This window comes from Pseudomonas sp. SF2 (genome assembly GCF_036858055.1).
Classification (GTDB): domain Bacteria; phylum Pseudomonadota; class Gammaproteobacteria; order Pseudomonadales; family Pseudomonadaceae; genus Aquipseudomonas.
The window spans coordinates 26,263-42,946 of record NZ_JAMBDI010000007.1 but is presented as its reverse complement, the minus strand read 5'-3'; the positions used below and the strand labels follow the sequence as shown (position 1 = coordinate 42,946).

19 protein-coding genes are annotated in these 16,684 nt (G+C 64.8%); 9 read left to right on the top strand and 10 right to left on the bottom strand.

Annotated features, from left to right (window positions below; all coding sequences use genetic code 11):
• Positions 1-114: 114 nt before the first annotated feature.
• Together M2S36_RS04035 and M2S36_RS04030 are read left to right on the top strand one after the other, a co-directional pair.
• Entirely contained in the window at positions 115-1,107 is a 993-nt protein-coding gene (locus M2S36_RS04035; RefSeq protein ID WP_233687594.1) for a response regulator, read from the top strand.
• The gene (locus tag M2S36_RS04030) at positions 1,104-1,472 is read left to right on the top strand and encodes a response regulator transcription factor (protein WP_207837528.1); all 369 of its coding nucleotides are present in this window, start codon (positions 1,104-1,106) and stop codon (positions 1,470-1,472) included. Before M2S36_RS04035 ends, M2S36_RS04030 begins: the two co-directional genes overlap by 4 nt.
• A 176-nt stretch (positions 1,473-1,648) precedes the next feature.
• Here M2S36_RS04030 and M2S36_RS04025 read toward each other — a convergent pair whose 3' ends face one another.
• The 3 genes from M2S36_RS04025 to M2S36_RS04015 form a co-directional block, all read right to left on the bottom strand.
• Positions 1,649-3,139, bottom strand: coding sequence for a YifB family Mg chelatase-like AAA ATPase (locus tag M2S36_RS04025; RefSeq protein WP_063912194.1), 1,491 nt, complete (start codon positions 3,137-3,139; stop codon positions 1,649-1,651).
• Between the two features lie 163 nt (positions 3,140-3,302).
• Positions 3,303-3,656, bottom strand: a complete 354-nt coding sequence (locus tag M2S36_RS04020; protein ID WP_207837574.1) for a gamma-glutamylcyclotransferase family protein — start codon at positions 3,654-3,656, stop codon at positions 3,303-3,305.
• The gene (locus M2S36_RS04015; RefSeq protein WP_207837577.1) at positions 3,657-3,923 is read right to left on the bottom strand and encodes an accessory factor UbiK family protein; all 267 of its coding nucleotides are present in this window, start codon (positions 3,921-3,923) and stop codon (positions 3,657-3,659) included.
• A 405-nt stretch (positions 3,924-4,328) separates the two neighbouring features.
• Between M2S36_RS04015 and glnK the strand changes: the two genes are divergently transcribed.
• The 3 genes from glnK (at position 4,329) to sutA (ending at position 6,805) form a co-directional block, all read left to right on the top strand.
• Entirely contained in the window at positions 4,329-4,667 is a 339-nt protein-coding gene (glnK, locus tag M2S36_RS04010) for a P-II family nitrogen regulator (RefSeq protein WP_002555808.1), read from the top strand.
• 46 nt (positions 4,668-4,713) lie between these two features.
• Positions 4,714-6,045: an ammonium transporter gene (locus M2S36_RS04005; RefSeq protein ID WP_207837580.1), complete on the top strand. Its 1,332-nt coding sequence runs from the start codon at positions 4,714-4,716 to the stop codon at positions 6,043-6,045.
• A gap of 430 nt (positions 6,046-6,475) precedes the next feature.
• The gene (gene sutA, locus M2S36_RS04000; RefSeq protein ID WP_063912190.1) at positions 6,476-6,805 is read left to right on the top strand and encodes a transcriptional regulator SutA; all 330 of its coding nucleotides are present in this window, start codon (positions 6,476-6,478) and stop codon (positions 6,803-6,805) included.
• Between the two features lie 180 nt (positions 6,806-6,985).
• On the opposite strand, the gene M2S36_RS03995 is transcribed toward sutA, so the two are convergent.
• Genes M2S36_RS03995 through lptM form a run of 6 tightly spaced genes read right to left on the bottom strand, consistent with a single transcriptional unit; the run spans position 6,986 to position 11,602 of the window.
• Positions 6,986-7,681, bottom strand: a complete 696-nt coding sequence (locus tag M2S36_RS03995) for an HAD family hydrolase (protein WP_207837582.1) — start codon at positions 7,679-7,681, stop codon at positions 6,986-6,988.
• A complete protein-coding gene (xerC, locus tag M2S36_RS03990) occupies positions 7,678-8,577 on the bottom strand; it encodes a tyrosine recombinase XerC (protein ID WP_025341073.1) in 900 nt (299 codons plus the stop codon). The genes M2S36_RS03995 and xerC overlap by 4 nt, the downstream gene beginning before the upstream one ends.
• A complete protein-coding gene (locus tag M2S36_RS03985; RefSeq protein WP_207837584.1) occupies positions 8,577-9,287 on the bottom strand; it encodes a DUF484 family protein in 711 nt (236 codons plus the stop codon). The genes xerC and M2S36_RS03985 overlap by 1 nt, the downstream gene beginning before the upstream one ends.
• 13 nt (positions 9,288-9,300) lie before the next feature.
• On the bottom strand, positions 9,301-10,131 hold the full coding sequence (gene dapF / locus M2S36_RS03980) for a diaminopimelate epimerase (protein WP_063912186.1): 831 nt from the start codon (positions 10,129-10,131) through the stop codon (positions 9,301-9,303).
• Between the two features lie 4 nt (positions 10,132-10,135).
• Complete coding sequence (lysA, locus tag M2S36_RS03975) at positions 10,136-11,383, bottom strand: diaminopimelate decarboxylase (RefSeq protein ID WP_207837586.1); 1,248 nt, start codon at positions 11,381-11,383, stop codon at positions 10,136-10,138.
• A gap of 9 nt (positions 11,384-11,392) precedes the next feature.
• Positions 11,393-11,602, bottom strand: coding sequence for an LPS translocon maturation chaperone LptM (gene lptM, locus M2S36_RS03970; RefSeq protein ID WP_207837588.1), 210 nt, complete (start codon positions 11,600-11,602; stop codon positions 11,393-11,395).
• A gap of 297 nt (positions 11,603-11,899) precedes the next feature.
• Here lptM and cyaY point away from each other — a divergent pair, with 297 nt between their 5' ends.
• From cyaY to rnk, 3 genes are all read left to right on the top strand, one after another.
• The gene (gene cyaY, locus M2S36_RS03965) at positions 11,900-12,232 is read left to right on the top strand and encodes an iron donor protein CyaY (RefSeq protein ID WP_014592812.1); all 333 of its coding nucleotides are present in this window, start codon (positions 11,900-11,902) and stop codon (positions 12,230-12,232) included.
• A gap of 1 nt (position 12,233) precedes the next feature.
• Positions 12,234-12,458, top strand: coding sequence for a DUF1289 domain-containing protein (locus M2S36_RS03960; protein ID WP_207837590.1), 225 nt, complete (start codon positions 12,234-12,236; stop codon positions 12,456-12,458).
• Positions 12,459-12,604: 146 nt separating this feature from the next.
• Entirely contained in the window at positions 12,605-13,015 is a 411-nt protein-coding gene (rnk, locus tag M2S36_RS03955) for a nucleoside diphosphate kinase regulator (protein WP_087500868.1), read from the top strand.
• 141 nt (positions 13,016-13,156) lie between these two features.
• Here the strand turns inward: rnk and M2S36_RS03950 are convergent, their stop codons facing one another.
• A complete protein-coding gene (locus M2S36_RS03950) occupies positions 13,157-16,012 on the bottom strand; it encodes a class I adenylate cyclase (protein ID WP_207837591.1) in 2,856 nt (951 codons plus the stop codon).
• A 169-nt stretch (positions 16,013-16,181) separates the two neighbouring features.
• On the opposite strand from M2S36_RS03950, the gene M2S36_RS03945 reads away from it, so the two are divergent.
• The gene (locus M2S36_RS03945; protein ID WP_013974739.1) at positions 16,182-16,634 is read left to right on the top strand and encodes a YaiI/YqxD family protein; all 453 of its coding nucleotides are present in this window, start codon (positions 16,182-16,184) and stop codon (positions 16,632-16,634) included.
• The last annotated feature ends 50 nt before the right edge of the window (positions 16,635-16,684 follow it).

Sequence of the window (16,684 nt, the reverse complement as noted above, 5' to 3'; positions counted from 1 at the left end):
GCGGGCTTTTGTATAGTCCTCAAGCCAACCTATCCCTCGGGATAATTGTCTGAATGCGTACGCAGGCCTAGGCTGGCGGGGCTGCGAATACGCCTGTGCCCGCGCGAGGAAGCCATGATCCGAATCGGTAATGCCCAGGTGTCGCTGGAGCGGCGCGAAGCCTTTGTTGACGGCAAACCGGTCCTGTTGGGCGGGCGTGCCTTCGAGGTGCTGGCCACGCTGATCAGGGCCAATGGCCGGGTGGTCGGCAAGGAGGAATTCTTCAGCCAGGTATGGGCCGGCACGGTGGTCGAGGACAACAACTTGCAGGTGCAGGTGTCTTTGCTGCGCAAGGCCTTTGGCGACCGCGGCCTGATCCAGACCGTGCCGCGCCGGGGCTACCGCCTGGCCGCCGAGATCAGCCTCGAAGTACCTGGCAAGGCGCTGGACAAGTCGCCGTTGTGCGCTGTGGCCGACACTGTCGAGCTGTTCGATGAGCGTTTGAACGTGCCGGTGCTGGTGGTGGATGACGACCCGTCGGTGCGCACGGCGTTGGGCCGTCTGCTGCGCTCGCAGGACATCCCGCATCATTTGTTCGCCAGTGCCGAGGCACTGTTCGAGGCCCGCCTGGAAACCCCCTATGCCTGCCTGTTGCTGGACATGCACCTGCCCGATACCAGCGGCCTGGAGGTGCAGGACGCGCTGCGCCGGCTGGCGCTGCCCTGGCCGATCGTGTTCATGACCGGCTTCGGTACCATCCCGATGACCGTCCAGGCCATGCGCGCCGGGGCCGTGGAGTTCCTGACCAAGCCGTTCGACGAAGACCAGCTGCTGACACTGTTGCAGGCGGTGCGCACACGTGCCGTGGCCGAAGGGCGCAAGTGGCGTCATGCGCGGCAGGTCGAGGAAAAATACCAGCGCCTGACCCAGCGCGAGCGCCAGGTGTTCTCGTTGGTGGTCGGCGGCCTGTCGCACAAGCAGATCGCCAGGCAGATCGGCACCAGCGAGGTGACGACCAAGGTGCACAAGAAGAACATCATGAACAAGATGCAGTCCCGTTCACTGCTGGAGCTGGTGGCCATGCACAACGTCATCGGGTTGCAGCCTGAGGGCCTGGGCGGCGCATGAGCAGAGCGGTCTGCATCGTCGACGACGATGCGTCGGTGCGCAAAAGCCTGGCCAACCTGCTGCGTTCGGCAGGGCTCGAGACTTTGTCGTTCGCTGCGGGGGACCTGTTCCTGGCCTCGGCATTGGCACGGCAGGCGGGGTGTGTGCTGCTCGATCTGAAGATGCCTGGGATGAGCGGGCTGGCGGTGCAACGCGAGCTGGCCCGGCTGGGGTGGGGTTTGCCGGTGATCTGCATGTCGGCGCATTGGGATGAAGGGGCGGTGCGGGCGGCGATGGCGCTTGGGGCACTGGTGTGCCTGGGCAAGCCATTTTCCGAAGAGGTGCTGCTGAAGGTGGTTGAGGATGCTTTGGTGGGCAGCCAGTGAAGCCTGTAGCGGCCCTTTCGCGGGTGAACCCGCTCCCACAGGTACTGCGCTGGTCTCAAGAACTGTGCAGTACCTGTGGGAGCGGGCAAGCCCGCGAAGAGGCCGATAGCTTCAACCGCCATCTCAGCACACTTGCGCAATCAATATGCTTGTAGCGAGGTAATGCTCGCCGCAATCTAACTGCTCCCTGGCCGGTACTGCAGCGCCTCGGCAAGATGCGCCCGGCCAATTGCCTGGCTACCCTCCAGATCCGCCAGCGTTCGCGCCACCTTCAGCAACCGGTGTGCCGCGCGCAACGACAGGGACAGCCGCTCACAGGCCCCCTCCAGCCAAGCCTGGTCCGCCGCCGCCAACCCACAATGGCGGCGCAATCCCTCAAGGTCGAGAAACGCATTCGCACACCCCTGCCGCCGCTGTTGCACTTCGCGCGCTTCGGCCACCTTGGCCGCGACATCGGCACTGGTCTCGCCGCAGGGCTGGTTGTTCAGCGTGGTGCTCTCCCGGGCCACGGTCAGGTGCAGGTCGATACGGTCCAGCAGCGGCCCGGACAGCTTGTTGCGATACCGCGCGATCTGCTCGGTGCTGCAGCGGCAGCGGCCGGTAGGGTCGCCCAGGTAGCCACAAGGGCAGGGGTTCATTGCCGCCACCAGTTGGAAACGTGCGGGGAAACGCACCTTGTCGCGGGCCCGGGCAATCACGATCTCGCCCGACTCCAACGGCTCACGCAACACTTCCAGCACCCGCCGCTCGAATTCCGGCAGTTCATCCAGGAACAGCACCCCATGGTGGGCGAGGGTGATTTCGCCCGGTTGCGGCCGGCTGCTGCCGCCGACCAGCGCCGGGCCGGAAGCGGAGTGGTGCGGATGGCGAAAAGGCCGCTGCGGCCAACTGCTCAGTGGCGTATGGCCGCTGACCGACTGGATCGCCGCCACTTCCAGTGCTTCGTGCTCGTCCAGCGGTGGCAGCAGCCCCGGCAGGCGGCTGGCGAGCAAGGTCTTGCCGGTACCGGGAGGCCCGGTGAACAGCAGGTTGTGCGCCCCGGCCGCCGCTAGCAGCAGTGCGCGCTTGGCTGCCAGTTGGCCCTGCACCTCGCTCAGGTCCGGGTACGGGCGTTGCTGCAGGATCAGCCCGTTGGCGGCATACGGCGGCAACGGCACCTGGCCGTTCAGATGGGCGACCAGCTCCAGCAGATGCCCCACCGCATACACCACCAGCCCGCCTGCCAGGCTGGCTTCCTCGGCGTTCTCCCGTGGCACCACCAGTGCCCGGCCGGCTTCGCGTGCCGCCAGTGCCGCGGGCAACACGCCCTGCACCGGGCGCAAGTTGCCAGACAGCGCCAGTTCACCCAGGCATTCGACTTCGGCAAGGGTGGCCGTTGGCACCTGGCCATCGGCGGCGAGAATGCCCAGGGCAATGGCCAGGTCATAGCGCCCGCCATCCTTGGGCAGGTCGGCGGGGGCGAGGTTCTGGGTGATGCGCCGCTGCGGGTAGTTCAGGCCTGAGTTGACGATGGCGCTGCGTACCCGGTCCTTGCTCTCTTTGACCGTGGTTTCCGGCAGGCCGACCAGGGTGAGATGGGGCAGGCCGTTGGCCAGGTGGGTTTCGACGCTGACGGCTGGTGCCTGCACGCCCACCTGGGCGCGGCTGTGGACGAGGGCTAGGGACATGGACGCTCCGTTGTCGCTGAACAGGGCCGCTTCCTGCGGCTTTGCGAGCATAGCGAGGGCGGCCCGGGTCGGCGCAAGAAGTGTGCGTCGTAGTTTTTCAGGCAGGGGTTGCCCCCTGCATTCTCACCCCGTTGGGTTCGTGCCTGCTGCACGCCCGAAGAACTCAGGCGCGGACATAAACCCAGGCGGTCAGGCCCGAAGCGAGGGTGACGGCCACGCGCTTGTAGTCGGCGACTTCATAGCGGTCCGCTGCCGCCAGCTCTTCTTCGCTGATCTGGAAGACCATGCCGGCCACGCTGTCGTCGGCCTGGCTGCTGGGGGTAACGATAGGGTGATGGGACTTGCCGCTGGCTGCCAGCACGGCCGGGTCGGTGATCTCGACCCAGTCCTGGCGGTAGCCCAGCATGCGGTCGGCCTGCCCGCTCAGTTCGCGGCCGAAGTTGGCCAGTTGCACGGCCTTGTCCTGCAGGGTGCCGTAGGAAAACAACAATACCGGGTAAGCGCTGGAGGGCTGCATTCACTCATCCTGTGGGGTCGGGTCAAGCCGGGCTTCCAGCTCGGCTACTTGTTTTTCCAGGGCCTCGAGGCGTGCACGGGTGCGCGCCAGTACGACCATCTGGCTGTCGAATTCTTCGCGGCTTACCAGGTCCAGCTTGCTGAAGGCACCTTGCATCAGCACCTTGAACTGGCTTTCCAGTTCGGCGCGGGGCTGGGCGGTATCACTGCTGAACAGGCGCGAGGCCTGGTCGCTCAGGGCGTCGAGAAGGGCTTTGGGCGCAAGCATGGGGCTGTCCACTGAAACTGAGAAATGGCCGGCAGTGTAGCACGGGCGACACTGGCACCAGATTGCACATTGTTCCCACAAATAGCATGCGCCCTCGCCACGCAGTTGCACATTTTTCGAGCAACGCGTCAGGTGGGTATGCACCGAAATTGTGCATGTTTTCCATGCTGGCGACTGGCCAATCCCGACCAAATCACATAACTCGCTGTTTTCCCGTGCGTTGGCAGAACTGGCAAGGTTTCTGCAATGACCCGTATGAGCCATGCACTGATGCAGTTCCTTGTGACCAGGCAGTGCGCACGCGGAGCCGGATGCCGACGACGCGTTACAAAGCCAAGCGCTGCGCTTAGACTTGAGACGGGTTTGTTTTCCTGGGGCAAGTCCACCAAATCGGGAGAGAGTTTCATGAAGCTAGTCACAGCCATCATCAAGCCGTTCAAGCTGGACGACGTGCGCGAGTCGCTGTCGGAAATCGGCGTGCAGGGCATCACCGTCACCGAAGTCAAAGGCTTCGGTCGGCAGAAGGGCCACACCGAGCTGTATCGCGGTGCTGAATACGTGGTCGATTTCCTGCCCAAGGTGAAGATCGATGTCGCCATCGATGACAAGGACCTTGATCGGGTAATCGAAGCCATCACCAAGGCAGCCAACACCGGCAAGATCGGTGACGGCAAGATTTTCGTGGTGAATCTGGAGCAGGCGATCCGTATCCGTACCGGCGAAACCGATACCGACGCGATCTAAGCAGCAACAAAGCCTCACCAAACCCAACGCCCCAGGAGAAAACAACATGACTCTGCGTAAGATCGCAGGGCTAGGAGCCCTATTGTCCCTCGTAATGCCCGGGCTTGCCCTGGCCGAGGAAGCTGCCCCAGCGCTGAACTCCGGCGACACCGCCTGGATGCTGACCGCAACGGCGCTGGTGCTGTTCATGACCATTCCGGGCCTGGCACTGTTCTATGGCGGTATGGTGCGTTCCAAGAACGTGCTGTCGGTGATGATGCAGTGCTTTGCGATCACTGGCCTGATGAGCATTCTCTGGGTCATCTACGGCTACAGCATGGCCTTCGATACCACCGGTATGGAAAAGGGCGTGCTCAACTTCAATTCCTTCGTCGGTGGCTTCTCCAAGGCGTTCCTCAGCGGCGTCACGCCTTCGAACCTGACCTCGGCTGCCGCACTGTTCCCTGAAGCGGTATTCATCACCTTCCAGATGACCTTCGCCATCATCACCCCGGCATTGATCGTCGGTGCCTTCGCCGAGCGCATGAAGTTCTCCGCGATGCTGGTGTTCATGGGCATCTGGTTCACCCTGGTCTATGCGCCGATCGCGCACATGGTCTGGAGCGGTGACGGTGCGTTGATGTGGGACTGGGGTGTGCTGGACTTCGCCGGCGGCACTGTAGTGCACATCAACGCCGGTATCGCTGGCCTGGTCTGCTGCCTGGTGCTGGGCAAGCGCAAGGGCTACCCGACCACCCCGATGGCCCCGCACAATCTGGGCTACACCCTGATGGGCGCGGCCATGCTGTGGATCGGCTGGTTCGGCTTCAACGCAGGCTCTGCCGCTGCCGCCAACGGCACCGCCGGCATGGCCATGCTGGTGACCCAGATCGCCACTGCCGCCGCGGCCCTGGGCTGGATGTTCGCCGAGTGGGTCGGCCACGGCAAACCGAGCGCCCTGGGCATCGCCTCGGGTGTGGTCGCCGGCCTGGTCGCCATCACCCCGGCTGCCGGCACCGTGGGCCCGATGGGCGCCCTGGTGATCGGCCTGGTCTCGGGCGTGATCTGCTACTTCTGCGCCACCAGCCTCAAGCGCAAGCTGGGCTATGACGACTCGCTGGACGCCTTCGGCGTGCACGGTGTCGGCGGTATCATCGGTGCCATCCTCACCGGCGTGTTCGCGGCACCGGCCCTGGGTGGCTTTGGCGCGGTCACCGACATCGGTGCCCAGGTCTGGATCCAGGCCAAGGGCGTGATCTTCACCGTGGTCTACACCGCCATCGTCACCTACGTGATCCTCAAGGTGCTGGATCTGGTGATGGGCCTGCGGGTCAGCGAAGAAGAAGAGTCGGTCGGCCTCGACCTGGCTCAGCATAACGAGCGCGGCTACAACCTGTAACTGCGGCGCGGTAAAAACTTGCCCGGCTTGCCGGGCATTTTTTTTGCCAGATTTTTAGCATTTCCCGCACGGCAAACGGTTTATCCGACACGTTCGCGACGTAGGCAGAAAACTTACAAAACGCAGAGCATTCATGGTGCTTTGTTTTTTCCGCTGGCGCGCTAGAATGCGCGCCGAAGGGTGTTTGACGAGTAGTCCACACGCTTCGCCAGCCTTTGCTAGGCTTGCCAATAGCGTGTGGCCAGCAGGGGCTAAAGGATTTGTCAGGTCCTGCCAGGAGCAGGGCCTGCCGGGTGCCGCCTCCCATCAGGAGCGCTGACCCAAGGGCAGTGGCCTAACCCACGGCCAGTTGATTTTTCACTGGTGGCTGCCGGTCTACGGCTGCACTGGTCTATAACTAACCTGCTTTTCGCAAGTCATGAGGTAGAACATGAGCGACGACGATCTGGAAAATGATGACCTCGAAGTAGGCGACGAAGACGAGGGCGATGAAGGCCTCGAAGCGGCAGCCGACGATGGCGCCGAAGACGCTGGCGATGACGACAGCAGCCCGGCACCCGTTGCCAAGGGCAAATCCAAGGCGGCGGTCTCGGTAGACGAGATGCCGAGCATGGAAGCCAAGCAGAAGGAGCGTGACGCCCTGGCCAAGGCCATGGAAGAGTTCCTCGCTCGCGGTGGCAAGGTTCAGGAAGTCGAGGCCAACGTGGTCGCCGACCCGCCCAAGAAGCCGGACAACAAGTACGGCAGCCGCCCTATCTGAGTGGCTGATCCAAAAAAGCCCGCCGTCGCTGCGGGCTTTTTTGTGCCTGTGGGTTTTGTTTTGCCTGTGCCGGCCTCTTCGCGGGTAAACCCGCTCCCACAGGGACGGCGCAGGACCTGAGGGCAGTGGTGAGCCTGTGGGAGCGGGTTTACCCGCGAATGGGCCGCGCAGCGGCCCCTGTCAGCGCCAGCGCGCGAGGATGTCGGGCAACTGCGACAGGCGCTGGATCTCGGCATCCGGCGCCTGCTCGCCTACCCAGGGCTTGCCCAGGGGGTTGAACCACACCGCCCGCAGCCCGGCACGCTGGGCACCGGCGATGTCATCGCCGGGGTGGTCGCCAATGTGCACCGCCGCGCTGGCCTCCACGTCACCGCGGCGCAGGGCTTCGAGGAACGGCGCCGGGTCCGGCTTGCCGATGCCGAGATCCTCGGCACACAGGGCAAAGCGGAAATAATCCGCCAGCCCCAGCCGGCTCACGTCGGCATTGCCGTTGGTGACCACGCCCAGGGTGTAGTGATGGCGCAGGATCTCCAGCACCGGCTGCACCTCCGGGAAAATCTCTACCTGGTGGCGGGCATGCAAGAACACTTCGAAGCCTTCATTGGCCAGTTCCTGCGCATGCTTTTCGCTGTAGCCGACTTCTTCCAGTGCATGGAACAGCACCCGTCGGCGCAGGGCGCTGATACGGTGCTTCAGGCCGGGTTCGGCTTGCACCAGGCGCTCGCGGATGGCGAACAGGTGCTCCACCGGCACGCCGCCAAGGATTGGGGCGTTGGCTTCGAGCCAGTCGCGCAGCACGACTTCCGCGCTGGCGATTACCGGCGCGGTATCCCACAGGGTGTCGTCGAGGTCGAAGGTGATCAGCTTGATGCTCATGAGTCTGTGCCTTTGCTGCGTTTGGCCCGAGGGTGGGCGCTGTCGTACACCGCGGCCAGGTGCTGGAAGTCCAGGTGGGTGTAGATCTGCGTGGTGCCGATGTCGGCATGGCCGAGCATCTCCTGCACCGCGCGCAGGTCCTGGGACGATTCCAGCACATGGCTGGCGAAGGAGTGGCGGAGCATGTGCGGGTGCAGGTGCTGGCCCAGCTCGCGCTCACCGGCTGCTTTCACCCGTTGTTGAACGGCCCGTGGGCTGATGCGGTTGCCCTGGCGGGTGATGAACACTGCGCGGTCGCGCGGGTTGCCGATGCCGCGCAGGCGGTACCAGGCCTGCAAGGCCTCGCGGGCCTTGCGGCCAACCGGTAGCACGCGGGCTTTGCCGCCCTTGCCCAGCACCTGCACCAGGCCGGCGGCGAGGTCGAGGTGATCGAGGTCGAGGTTGGTCAGCTCGGACAGGCGCAGGCCCGACGAATAGAACAGTTCGAGGATAGCCTGGTCGCGACGGGCGATGAAGTCATCGTCGACCCCGCCATCAAGCAGTTGCAGGGCGCGGTCGGTATCCAGCACCTTGGGCAGCCGGCGTTCGCCCTTGGGCGCGCTCAGGCCGCTGGCCGGGTCGTGCTGGCACAGGCCTTCGCGGTTCAGGTAGCGGTACAGGCCGCGCACTGCCGACAGCAGCCGCGCCAGGCTGCGCGATGACTGGCCATGGTGGTGCTGGCGGGCGATCAGCTGGCGCAGCTGCTGAATCTGCAGCGCCTGCCAGCCGGCAATGCCGTGTTCCTTGCAGTAGGCGACGACCTTGTCCAGATCGCGACGGTAGCCCAGCAGGGTGTGCTCGGACACCTGGCGCTCATTGCGCAGGTGTGCGCAATAAGCCTCCAGCTGGCGTTCCATCAGCGTACCGGGCGCAGGGTCTGGGTAACGCGTGGCACAACGCGGCCAAGTACTTCGGCGATGTAGCCGAGGAACAGGGTGCCGACGCTGCTCTTGTAGTGTTGCGGGTCGCGGCTGCCGATCGCCAGCACCCCGTGCAGGCCCTGGTATTCCAGGGCAGCCACGGCGCTGGAGCCTACTTCCCGGCGCTGTTCTTCACCGAACAGGAAGGCCAGTTCGTGCTCGCGCAGGTTGCCGCTGACCGTCTTGCCGCCGCCCAGCAGGGCTCCGATGGCCTGCTGTGCTTCGGCGTTGCTGACCCAGCGCCCGACCGGCGCGACGTTTTCGCCGAACAGGATCAGGCTGACGAAGGGCACCTGGAATTCCTGGCGCAGGCTGTCTTCGACCGCCATCACCACTTCTTCCAGGTTGCCGGCGTCGAGCAGGTCGAGGATCAGCCGGCGGGTCTTGTCGAACAGCCGGTCGTTGTCGCGGGCTACATCCATCAGTTGCGACAGGCGGTGGCGCATCTCGATGTTGCGGTCGCGCAGCAGCTTGAGCTGGCGCTCCACCAGCGACACGCTGTCGCCACGCTGGTGGGGGATGCGCTGTTCGATCAGCAGCTCGTCGTGTTCGGCGAAGAAGGTGGGGTGGGCGCGCAGGTAGGCGACCACCGCTTCGGCATCGAGCTCAGCGGACTGCTGGGGTACAACCTGGGGCTGATCGGTCATGGCGGTTACTCGCTTAGAGACGAACCTGTCCTTCGTAGACGCGTACGGCCGGGCCAGTCATCACAACGGGCTTGCCGGGGCCGGCCCATTCGATGTGCAGGCGGCCACCGGGCAGGTCGAGGGACACCGGGGAGTCCATCCAGCCCTGGCTGATCGCTGCCACGGCGGCGGCGCAGGCGCCAGTGCCGCAGGCCTGGGTTTCGCCCGCGCCGCGTTCCCACACGCGCAGGTTGGCGCGGTGGCGGTCGATGACCTGGAGGAAGCCGGCATTCACCCGCTGCGGGAAGCGCGGGTGGTTCTCGATCTTCGGGCCCAGTTGGTGCACGGGGGCGGTACGCACGTCGTCGACACGCAGCACGGCATGCGGGTTACCCATGGACACGGCGGCAATCGAATGCACCTGGCCGTCGACTTCCAGTGGGTAGCTCAGCGCCTGCTCGTCGGCGACGAAGGGGATTTCGGCAGGGATGAAGCGCGGTGGCCCCATGTCGACACTGACCTGGCCGTCATTCTGCACGTCCAGTTCGATGATGCCGCTCTTGGTTTCCACGCGGATACGCTTTTTCGCGGTCAGGCGCTTGTCCAGCACGAAGCGGGCGAAGCAGCGCGCACCGTTGCCGCACTGCTCGACCTCGGAGCCGTCGGCGTTGAAGATGCGGTAGCGGAAGTCCACTTCCGGGTTGTTCGGTGCCTCGACGATCAGCAACTGGTCGAAGCCGATGCCGGTGTGGCGGTCACCCCATTGCTTGGCGTGCTTGGGCTGGATGTGCGCGTGCTGGCTGACCAGGTCGAGGACCATGAAGTCGTTGCCCAGCCCATGCATCTTGGTAAAACGCAGCAGCATGGGCTTACTCCGGCAGCAGGCTTTCGCCAGCGTACAATTCGGCGATGGTCTCGCGGCGGCGTACTTCGAAGGCCTGGTCACCGTCGACCAGGATTTCAGCGCAACGGCCACGGGTGTTGTAGTTGGAGCTCATGACAAAACCATAGGCGCCCGCGGACTGTACGGCCAGCAGGTCACCTTCGGCCAGGTTCAGCACGCGGTCCTTGCCGAGGAAGTCGCCAGTCTCGCAGATCGGGCCGACCAGGTCGTAGGCACGGCCTTCGCCTGTGCGTGGCTTGACCGCACTGACGCCCATCCAGGCCTGGTACAGGGCCGGGCGGATCAGGTCGTTCATCGCCGCATCGATGATGGCGAAGTCCTTGTGTTCGGTGTGCTTGAGGTATTCCACGCGGGTCAGCAGGACGCCGGCGTTGGCCACGATATAGCGGCCCGGTTCGAACACCAGTGCCAGGTCGCGGTCGCCAACGCGTTCGCGGATGGCCTTGATGTAGTCGCCCACCAGCGGCGGCTCCTCATCGCGGTAACGTACGCCGACACCGCCACCCAGGTCCAGATGGCGCAGGTGGATGCCGCACTCGGCCAGGCGGTCGACCAGCACCAGCAGGCGGTCGAGGGCATCGAGGAAAGGCTCGACGGTGGTCAGCTGCGAGCCGATGTGGCAGTCGACACCGACCACTTCCAGGTTCGGCAGCTGCGCGGCGCGCACGTAGATGGCCTCGGCATCGGCGATGGCGATGCCGAACTTGTTTTCTTTCAGGCCGGTGGAGATGTACGGGTGGGTGCCGGCGTCGACGTCCGGGTTGACCCGCAGCGAGACCGGGGCAACCTTGCCCATCTCGGCGGCCACCACTTGCAGGCGCTCCAGTTCATCGGTGGATTCGACGTTGAAGCAGTGCACGCCGACTTCCAGGGCACGGCGCATGTCGTCGCGGGTCTTGCCAACGCCGGAGAACACCACGCGGTCGGCACGGCCGCCAGCGGCCAGCACGCGCTCCAGCTCACCGCCAGAGACGATGTCGAAGCCTGCGCCCAGGCGCGCCAGCACGTTCAGTACGCCGAGGTTGGAGTTGGCCTTGACCGCAAAGCACACCAGGTGCTCGGTGCCTTGCAGGGCGTCGGCGTAGCTACGGTACTGGGCCTCGATGTGGGCACGCGAATAGACGTAGGTCGGGGTACCGTAGCGTTCGGCGATGGCCGACAGGCCCACGCCTTCCGCGAACAGCTCGCCGTCGCGGTAGTTGAAAGCGTTCATCTGGTTTCCTTACTGCGCTGGCGACTGCTCGGGCTCGGACTGCAGCTCGGGCTGCTGTGTCGGGGCCGGCTTGGCTTTTGGCTGGTACTGGTGCGACTTGTGGCTGGCCTTGCCGTCCTTGCCGTCTTCAGGCAGGTACAGCGGGCCTTTCTGACCGCAGGCCGAAACGAGGCAGGCAACAGCGACCAGCGCCGCGAGGGAGGAAATCAGGCGCTTCATGGGTGAAATCCTTAGAAATATGCAGTATTGCGACCGAGTATACCGAGCGACCGACGGCTTGCCTATGCAAGGGCCGGCCCGCCGGGCGGGCTATTCTTACCGCCTGCAAAGGCCCTTTCGCGGCTAAAGCCGCTCCCACAGGTACTGCACTGGCCTCGGGCCTTGCGCTACCCCTGTGGGAGCGGCTTTGGCCGCGAAGGGGCCTGTGAAGGTAGCGGCTAAACCTTTGCATTCGGCGGCAAGCGCCCGTATCTTGCCGGGCTTGCCTGTAACGCAGCCAATTTCGAGGTTCCTGCAATGAGTTTGAGTGAAGCGCGTTTCCATGATCTGGTCGACGCGACCCAACAGGCCCTGGAAGACCTGTTCGACGAGAGCGGCCTGGACCTGGACATGGAAAACTCCGGCGGCGTCCTCACCGTCAAGTTCGAGGGCGGCGCCCAACTGATCTTCAGCCGCCAGGAGCCGCTGCGTCAGCTGTGGCTGGCCGACCGCTCCGGCGGTTTCCACTTCGACTACGACGAAGACAGCGGCAAGTGGGTGTGCGAGAAGAGCGAGGAGCTGCTGGGCGAAATGCTCGAGCGCATCGTCTGGGAGCGGGCCGGCGAGAAGCTGGACTTCGACGAGATCTGACATGAGTAGCACCCAGACCCGGCCGCCCAAGCCGCTCTACAGCAATGTCAGCCCCGCCGTGCCGTCGCCCTGCATCAGCGTTTGCCGGCTGGACGAACAGCGGGTCTGCACAGGTTGCCACCGGCATGTCGAGCACATCCGCGAATGGCGCTCGGCCGATGACGAGAGGCGCCGGCAGATTTGCCGCGAGGCCCAGGCCCTGCGCGACCAGGCTAAGGCACACTGATCGCAAGGGCTTGAGTATTTACCCGGCTGTGGTAACGTCGGGTTCTGCGTCGGTGACGCCAAAGCCTTCACAAACCCCGCCCTTGGGCGGGGTTTTGCTTTATCTGCACGATGAAAACCGCCTGTTCAAAGGAGTCTGACTGGATCATGAGCACCAAGCCTTCCCTCATCCTCACCCGATTGGACGTACAACGTCTGGAGCGTCTGATCGACAGCCTCGACGAGAGTACGCCGGGTGTGCTCGCCTTGATGGGCGAGCTGGACCGCGCCGAGCAGGTGGTCGGTCACGAGGAAGTCCCGGCTGGCGTGGTGACCATGAACTCGCGCGTGCACTGCCGTGAGGAAGCCAGCGGCAAGGATTACCACCTGACCCTGGTGTACCCGAAGGATGCCGGACCGGAAGGCAAGGTCTCGATCCTGGCGCCGATTGGTTGCGCCTTGCTGGGGTTGTCGGTGGGCGAGCAGATCGACTGGCCGGCACCGGGGGGCAAGACCCTCAAGCTGAAGTTGCTGGAAGTGGAATACCAGCCAGAAGCCGCGGGCGATTTCGACCTGTAAGGGCCATGGGGGCCGCTTTGCGGCCCATCGCGACACAAGGCCGCTCCTACAATGTCCGCGTAGTCCCCATGAGTTGGGTTTGCACGATCGATGCAGGAGCGGCCTTGTGTCGCGAAAGGGGCGCAACCCGCCCCTGGCAATTCAAGCCTCTTGCGCCAAAACCTGCTCCAACCCCTCGTTCAAAGCCTGCTCCAGCTCCCGCTTGTAGCGCAGGTACACCTGCGTCGACCCCAACTGGTCATCCAGCAATTCGGACAAGTCCAGGTCGGTGATGTAGCAGCGGTACTGCCCTGCACCTCGTCGCTGGCCGATGATCTGCCGGGCCACCACCGCATACAGCTGCTCACCATGCTCCAGTTCGGAAAACTCCTGCTGGTCGCAATACAGCGTCACATGGGCCGCGCCGGCCACCCCGGCCTGGATGATCGCCTGCACCTCATAGTAAGGCTGGTCGTTACCTTCGACCGGGGTCAGGCGCGGCTCGATGCTGCGGGCCTTGCCTGGCCCGGACGGCAACAGTTGCGCGTAGAGGATGTCCAGCGAGGCCGGCCGCAGGTTATCCAGCGGAAGCCGGGCATCGCGGCGCATCACCACCGAGCGCAGAAAACGCTGCAGCGGCAACAGCAGGTGGGCTTCGTCGTGCAGGGGCAGGCGTTGTTGCCACAGGGCGTTGTATTCATCCAGCACATACAGCTCGGCCCAGCCACTCTGCAGGCGGTAGAACACCTGGATGCAGGCCGGCCGGCCCTGCTCCAGCACCAGGCGCAGGTCGTGGTCCTGCAAAGCGTTGGCATCCAGGTACAGCGGGCTGTAGGCAATACGCTCTTCGCCCAGGTGCTCCAGCAGCGCCTCATGTTCGGCCAGGGTGGTCAGGCCGACATGCCCGGGCAGCAGCTCCAGCACATGGGTGTGCTGGGCCACCTGCAGCAGGTAGCGGTGGTTCAGGCCCTGGTCCAGCAGCAGCTGCACGGTGTCGAAAATTTCCTCCACGCGTTGGCCGATGGCCTGGGCGCGGCTCTGGCAGAAGCAGCGCACCCGCACCCTCGGCCGGTGGCCGCGCAGCACGGGGCTGTTGAGGAAGTCGCGCAGGCAGCGCACCAGCGCGTGCTCGCCATCAAAGCGCTGGACCAATACCTCGTTCCAGCTGTTGAGGGTGACCTGGTCCAGGGTCAGTACCAGGTTCTCGCGCACGCCTGCATAGCTCAACGAGTCGGTGCGCTCGGTGGTCATCAGGATGTTCAGGTCGCGGTGGTGACGCAGCGGGTCGATGGCGACGTTGACCAGCAGCAGCACTTCGTCGGCAACGCTGGGTTGCAGCAGGCGCACCTCGCTGACGGTCGGCAAGGGCAGGGGGATGCTTTGCTGCAGGCAGCCGACCAGGTTGAACAGCTCGTATTCGCTGAGGTCGCTGACACCCGGGTGCAGCGCCAGGCGCGTGCTGCTGTCGATCACCCCGTTGCGATGGGCCCAGGTCAGCAGTTCGAGCAGCTCGCGGCAGCGCTTGAGCGGGCTGAAGTGGTCCACCTCATGGGGGCTCAGGTTGCCGGTGTACAGCCCCCAGTGGTGGCTGCCGGGCTCCTTGCGGTTGGGCGCCTGGACCAGGGTCAGGGTACCTTCGGCCAGGTCCGGGGCGATACCAGGGTTGATCACTTCGACCTTGCCGGCGCGGCGCTCGAAGGCCGCGTAAAGCCGCCTGCCCAGCACATTGAGATCGCGCTGGTCGGCGCGGCTGCTGGCGTTCTGGGTGCGGGCGAACTGGCTGAGGAAGCGGTAGCTGTGGTTCAGTTCGGCCACCAGTTCACGGCGTTCGACGGCAACTTGCTGCACTTTCCATTGGCTGCGGCTGTCCAGCAGGGCCAGCTGGCGCTCGTCCCAGCCCCACTCGTCAGCCAGGCGTTGCAACAGTCGGCGTTGCCAGCCATTGGCCCGGGCCGGGTCGCTGAGCTTCTTGTTCACCTTCAGGTACAGGCTGCGCCGCACCAGCTCCAGGCGCGCGAATTCGCCACGCTGCAGCAGGTAGCGCTCGATACGCCGGTACACCATCACGTAGGGGTCCAGCTCGTCGAGGTCAAGCTGGTTGGCGAACACAGCCTGCTTGTAGTCCAGGCTCAGGCAGCGTACGGAGGGGTGTTCGCTGGCGTAGGCCTCGGTCAGCAGCAACTTGAGCAGCGACTTGTAGGGTGAGTCGATACCTTTGAACAGTTGCCACAAGCCGGCGCCGACGAACTCGCCGGGCGGGATGTGGGCCAGGTTGCCGAGATCGAGGGCGTCCTGACTGCGGATGAAGCGCTTGGACAGCAGGGTCTGGGTGTAGGCGTGGTAATGGTGTTCCTGGTAGACCGGCACCAGCCACCACAGCGGCGTACGCCCGGCCAGCCAGATAGTGGTGCGATAGAACTCGTCCAGCAGCAGATAGTGCTGGGTGGTGCCGCAGTCGTCGGAGCCGAGCTGGCCTTCGCGTTGGCCCTGGGCGAAACCTTGCGTGTCGATCAGGAAGAAGTGCGCCTCGGCACCCAGGCTTTCCGCCCACGCCTCCAGCAGCTGGCATTTGCGCCGCAGTTCGTCCAGCAGCTCGTCGGCCAGGCCGGGTGCATGGCACACCCACAGGTCCATGTCGCTTTGCTCGGCCTGGGCCAGCGAGCCCAGGCTGCCCATCAGGAACAGGCCGTGGATCGGCCGAGGTGAATTGCCATGGCGGGCCTTGTAGGTGAACGAGCGGGCCAGGCGCTGGGCCTCGACTACCAGGTCGGTACTTGGCTCGTAGCCCGATACGCCAGCGGGGGTGCTGCCGGAGACATAGCCCGGCAGCAGAGGGTGGTTCACATGAAACAGCAGCGGCAGCAGCGTCAGCACCTGTTGCTGGCGCGTCGACAGGCCCTCCAGGGCCCGCTGCAGCCGGCCCTGGTTGAGCCGCAGGAAGCGCGCACGCAATGTCGCCAGGACCTTGCGGTCGATACCTTCGTCCAGGTCGGGGCGGATTTCGTGGGGGTGGTTCATTGCGCACTCGGGCAGGCCAGCGGAGCTGTGGCGAGTTTAGCCTGAGTGGCGCAGGTGGATAAGCGGCAATTGAAATATTGGCGCCATTTTTCCAGCGCGCGTGGGCTGCTCCAGCTTTCGCTGCGCTTGAGGCATGATGGCGGCCTAAAGCTGATTGCGAGGTTTTCCGATGCGTGTTTGGATCGATGCCGACGCCTGCCCCAAGGCGGCCAAGGATCTGATCGTCAAGTTCGCCCTCAAGCGCAAGTTCGAGGTGGTGATGGTGGCGGGCCAGGCTGTGGCCAAACCGGCGTTCGCGATCGTGCGCCTGATCGTGGTGCCCAGCGGCATGGACGCGGCCGACGATTACCTGGTGGAGCACGCCGTGCCCGGCGAGCTGGTGATCTGCAGTGACGTGCCGTTGGCCGACCGCCTGGTGAAAAAGGGCGTGGCGGCGCTGGACCCGCGCGGGCGCGAGTTCGACGAGCGCAACATGGGCGACCGCCTGGCTGCGCGCAACCTGTTCACCGAGCTGCGCGAGCAGGGACAGGTGGGGGGAGGGCAGGCGCCTTATGGCGAGCGTGAGAAGCAGGCGTTTGCCAATGCGCTGGACCGGATCATTGCCCGGTTATCCAAACCCTGAAGCGACCCTGCTGGCGGGGTGGGCGCGACGTGTGGGAGCGGCCTTGTGTC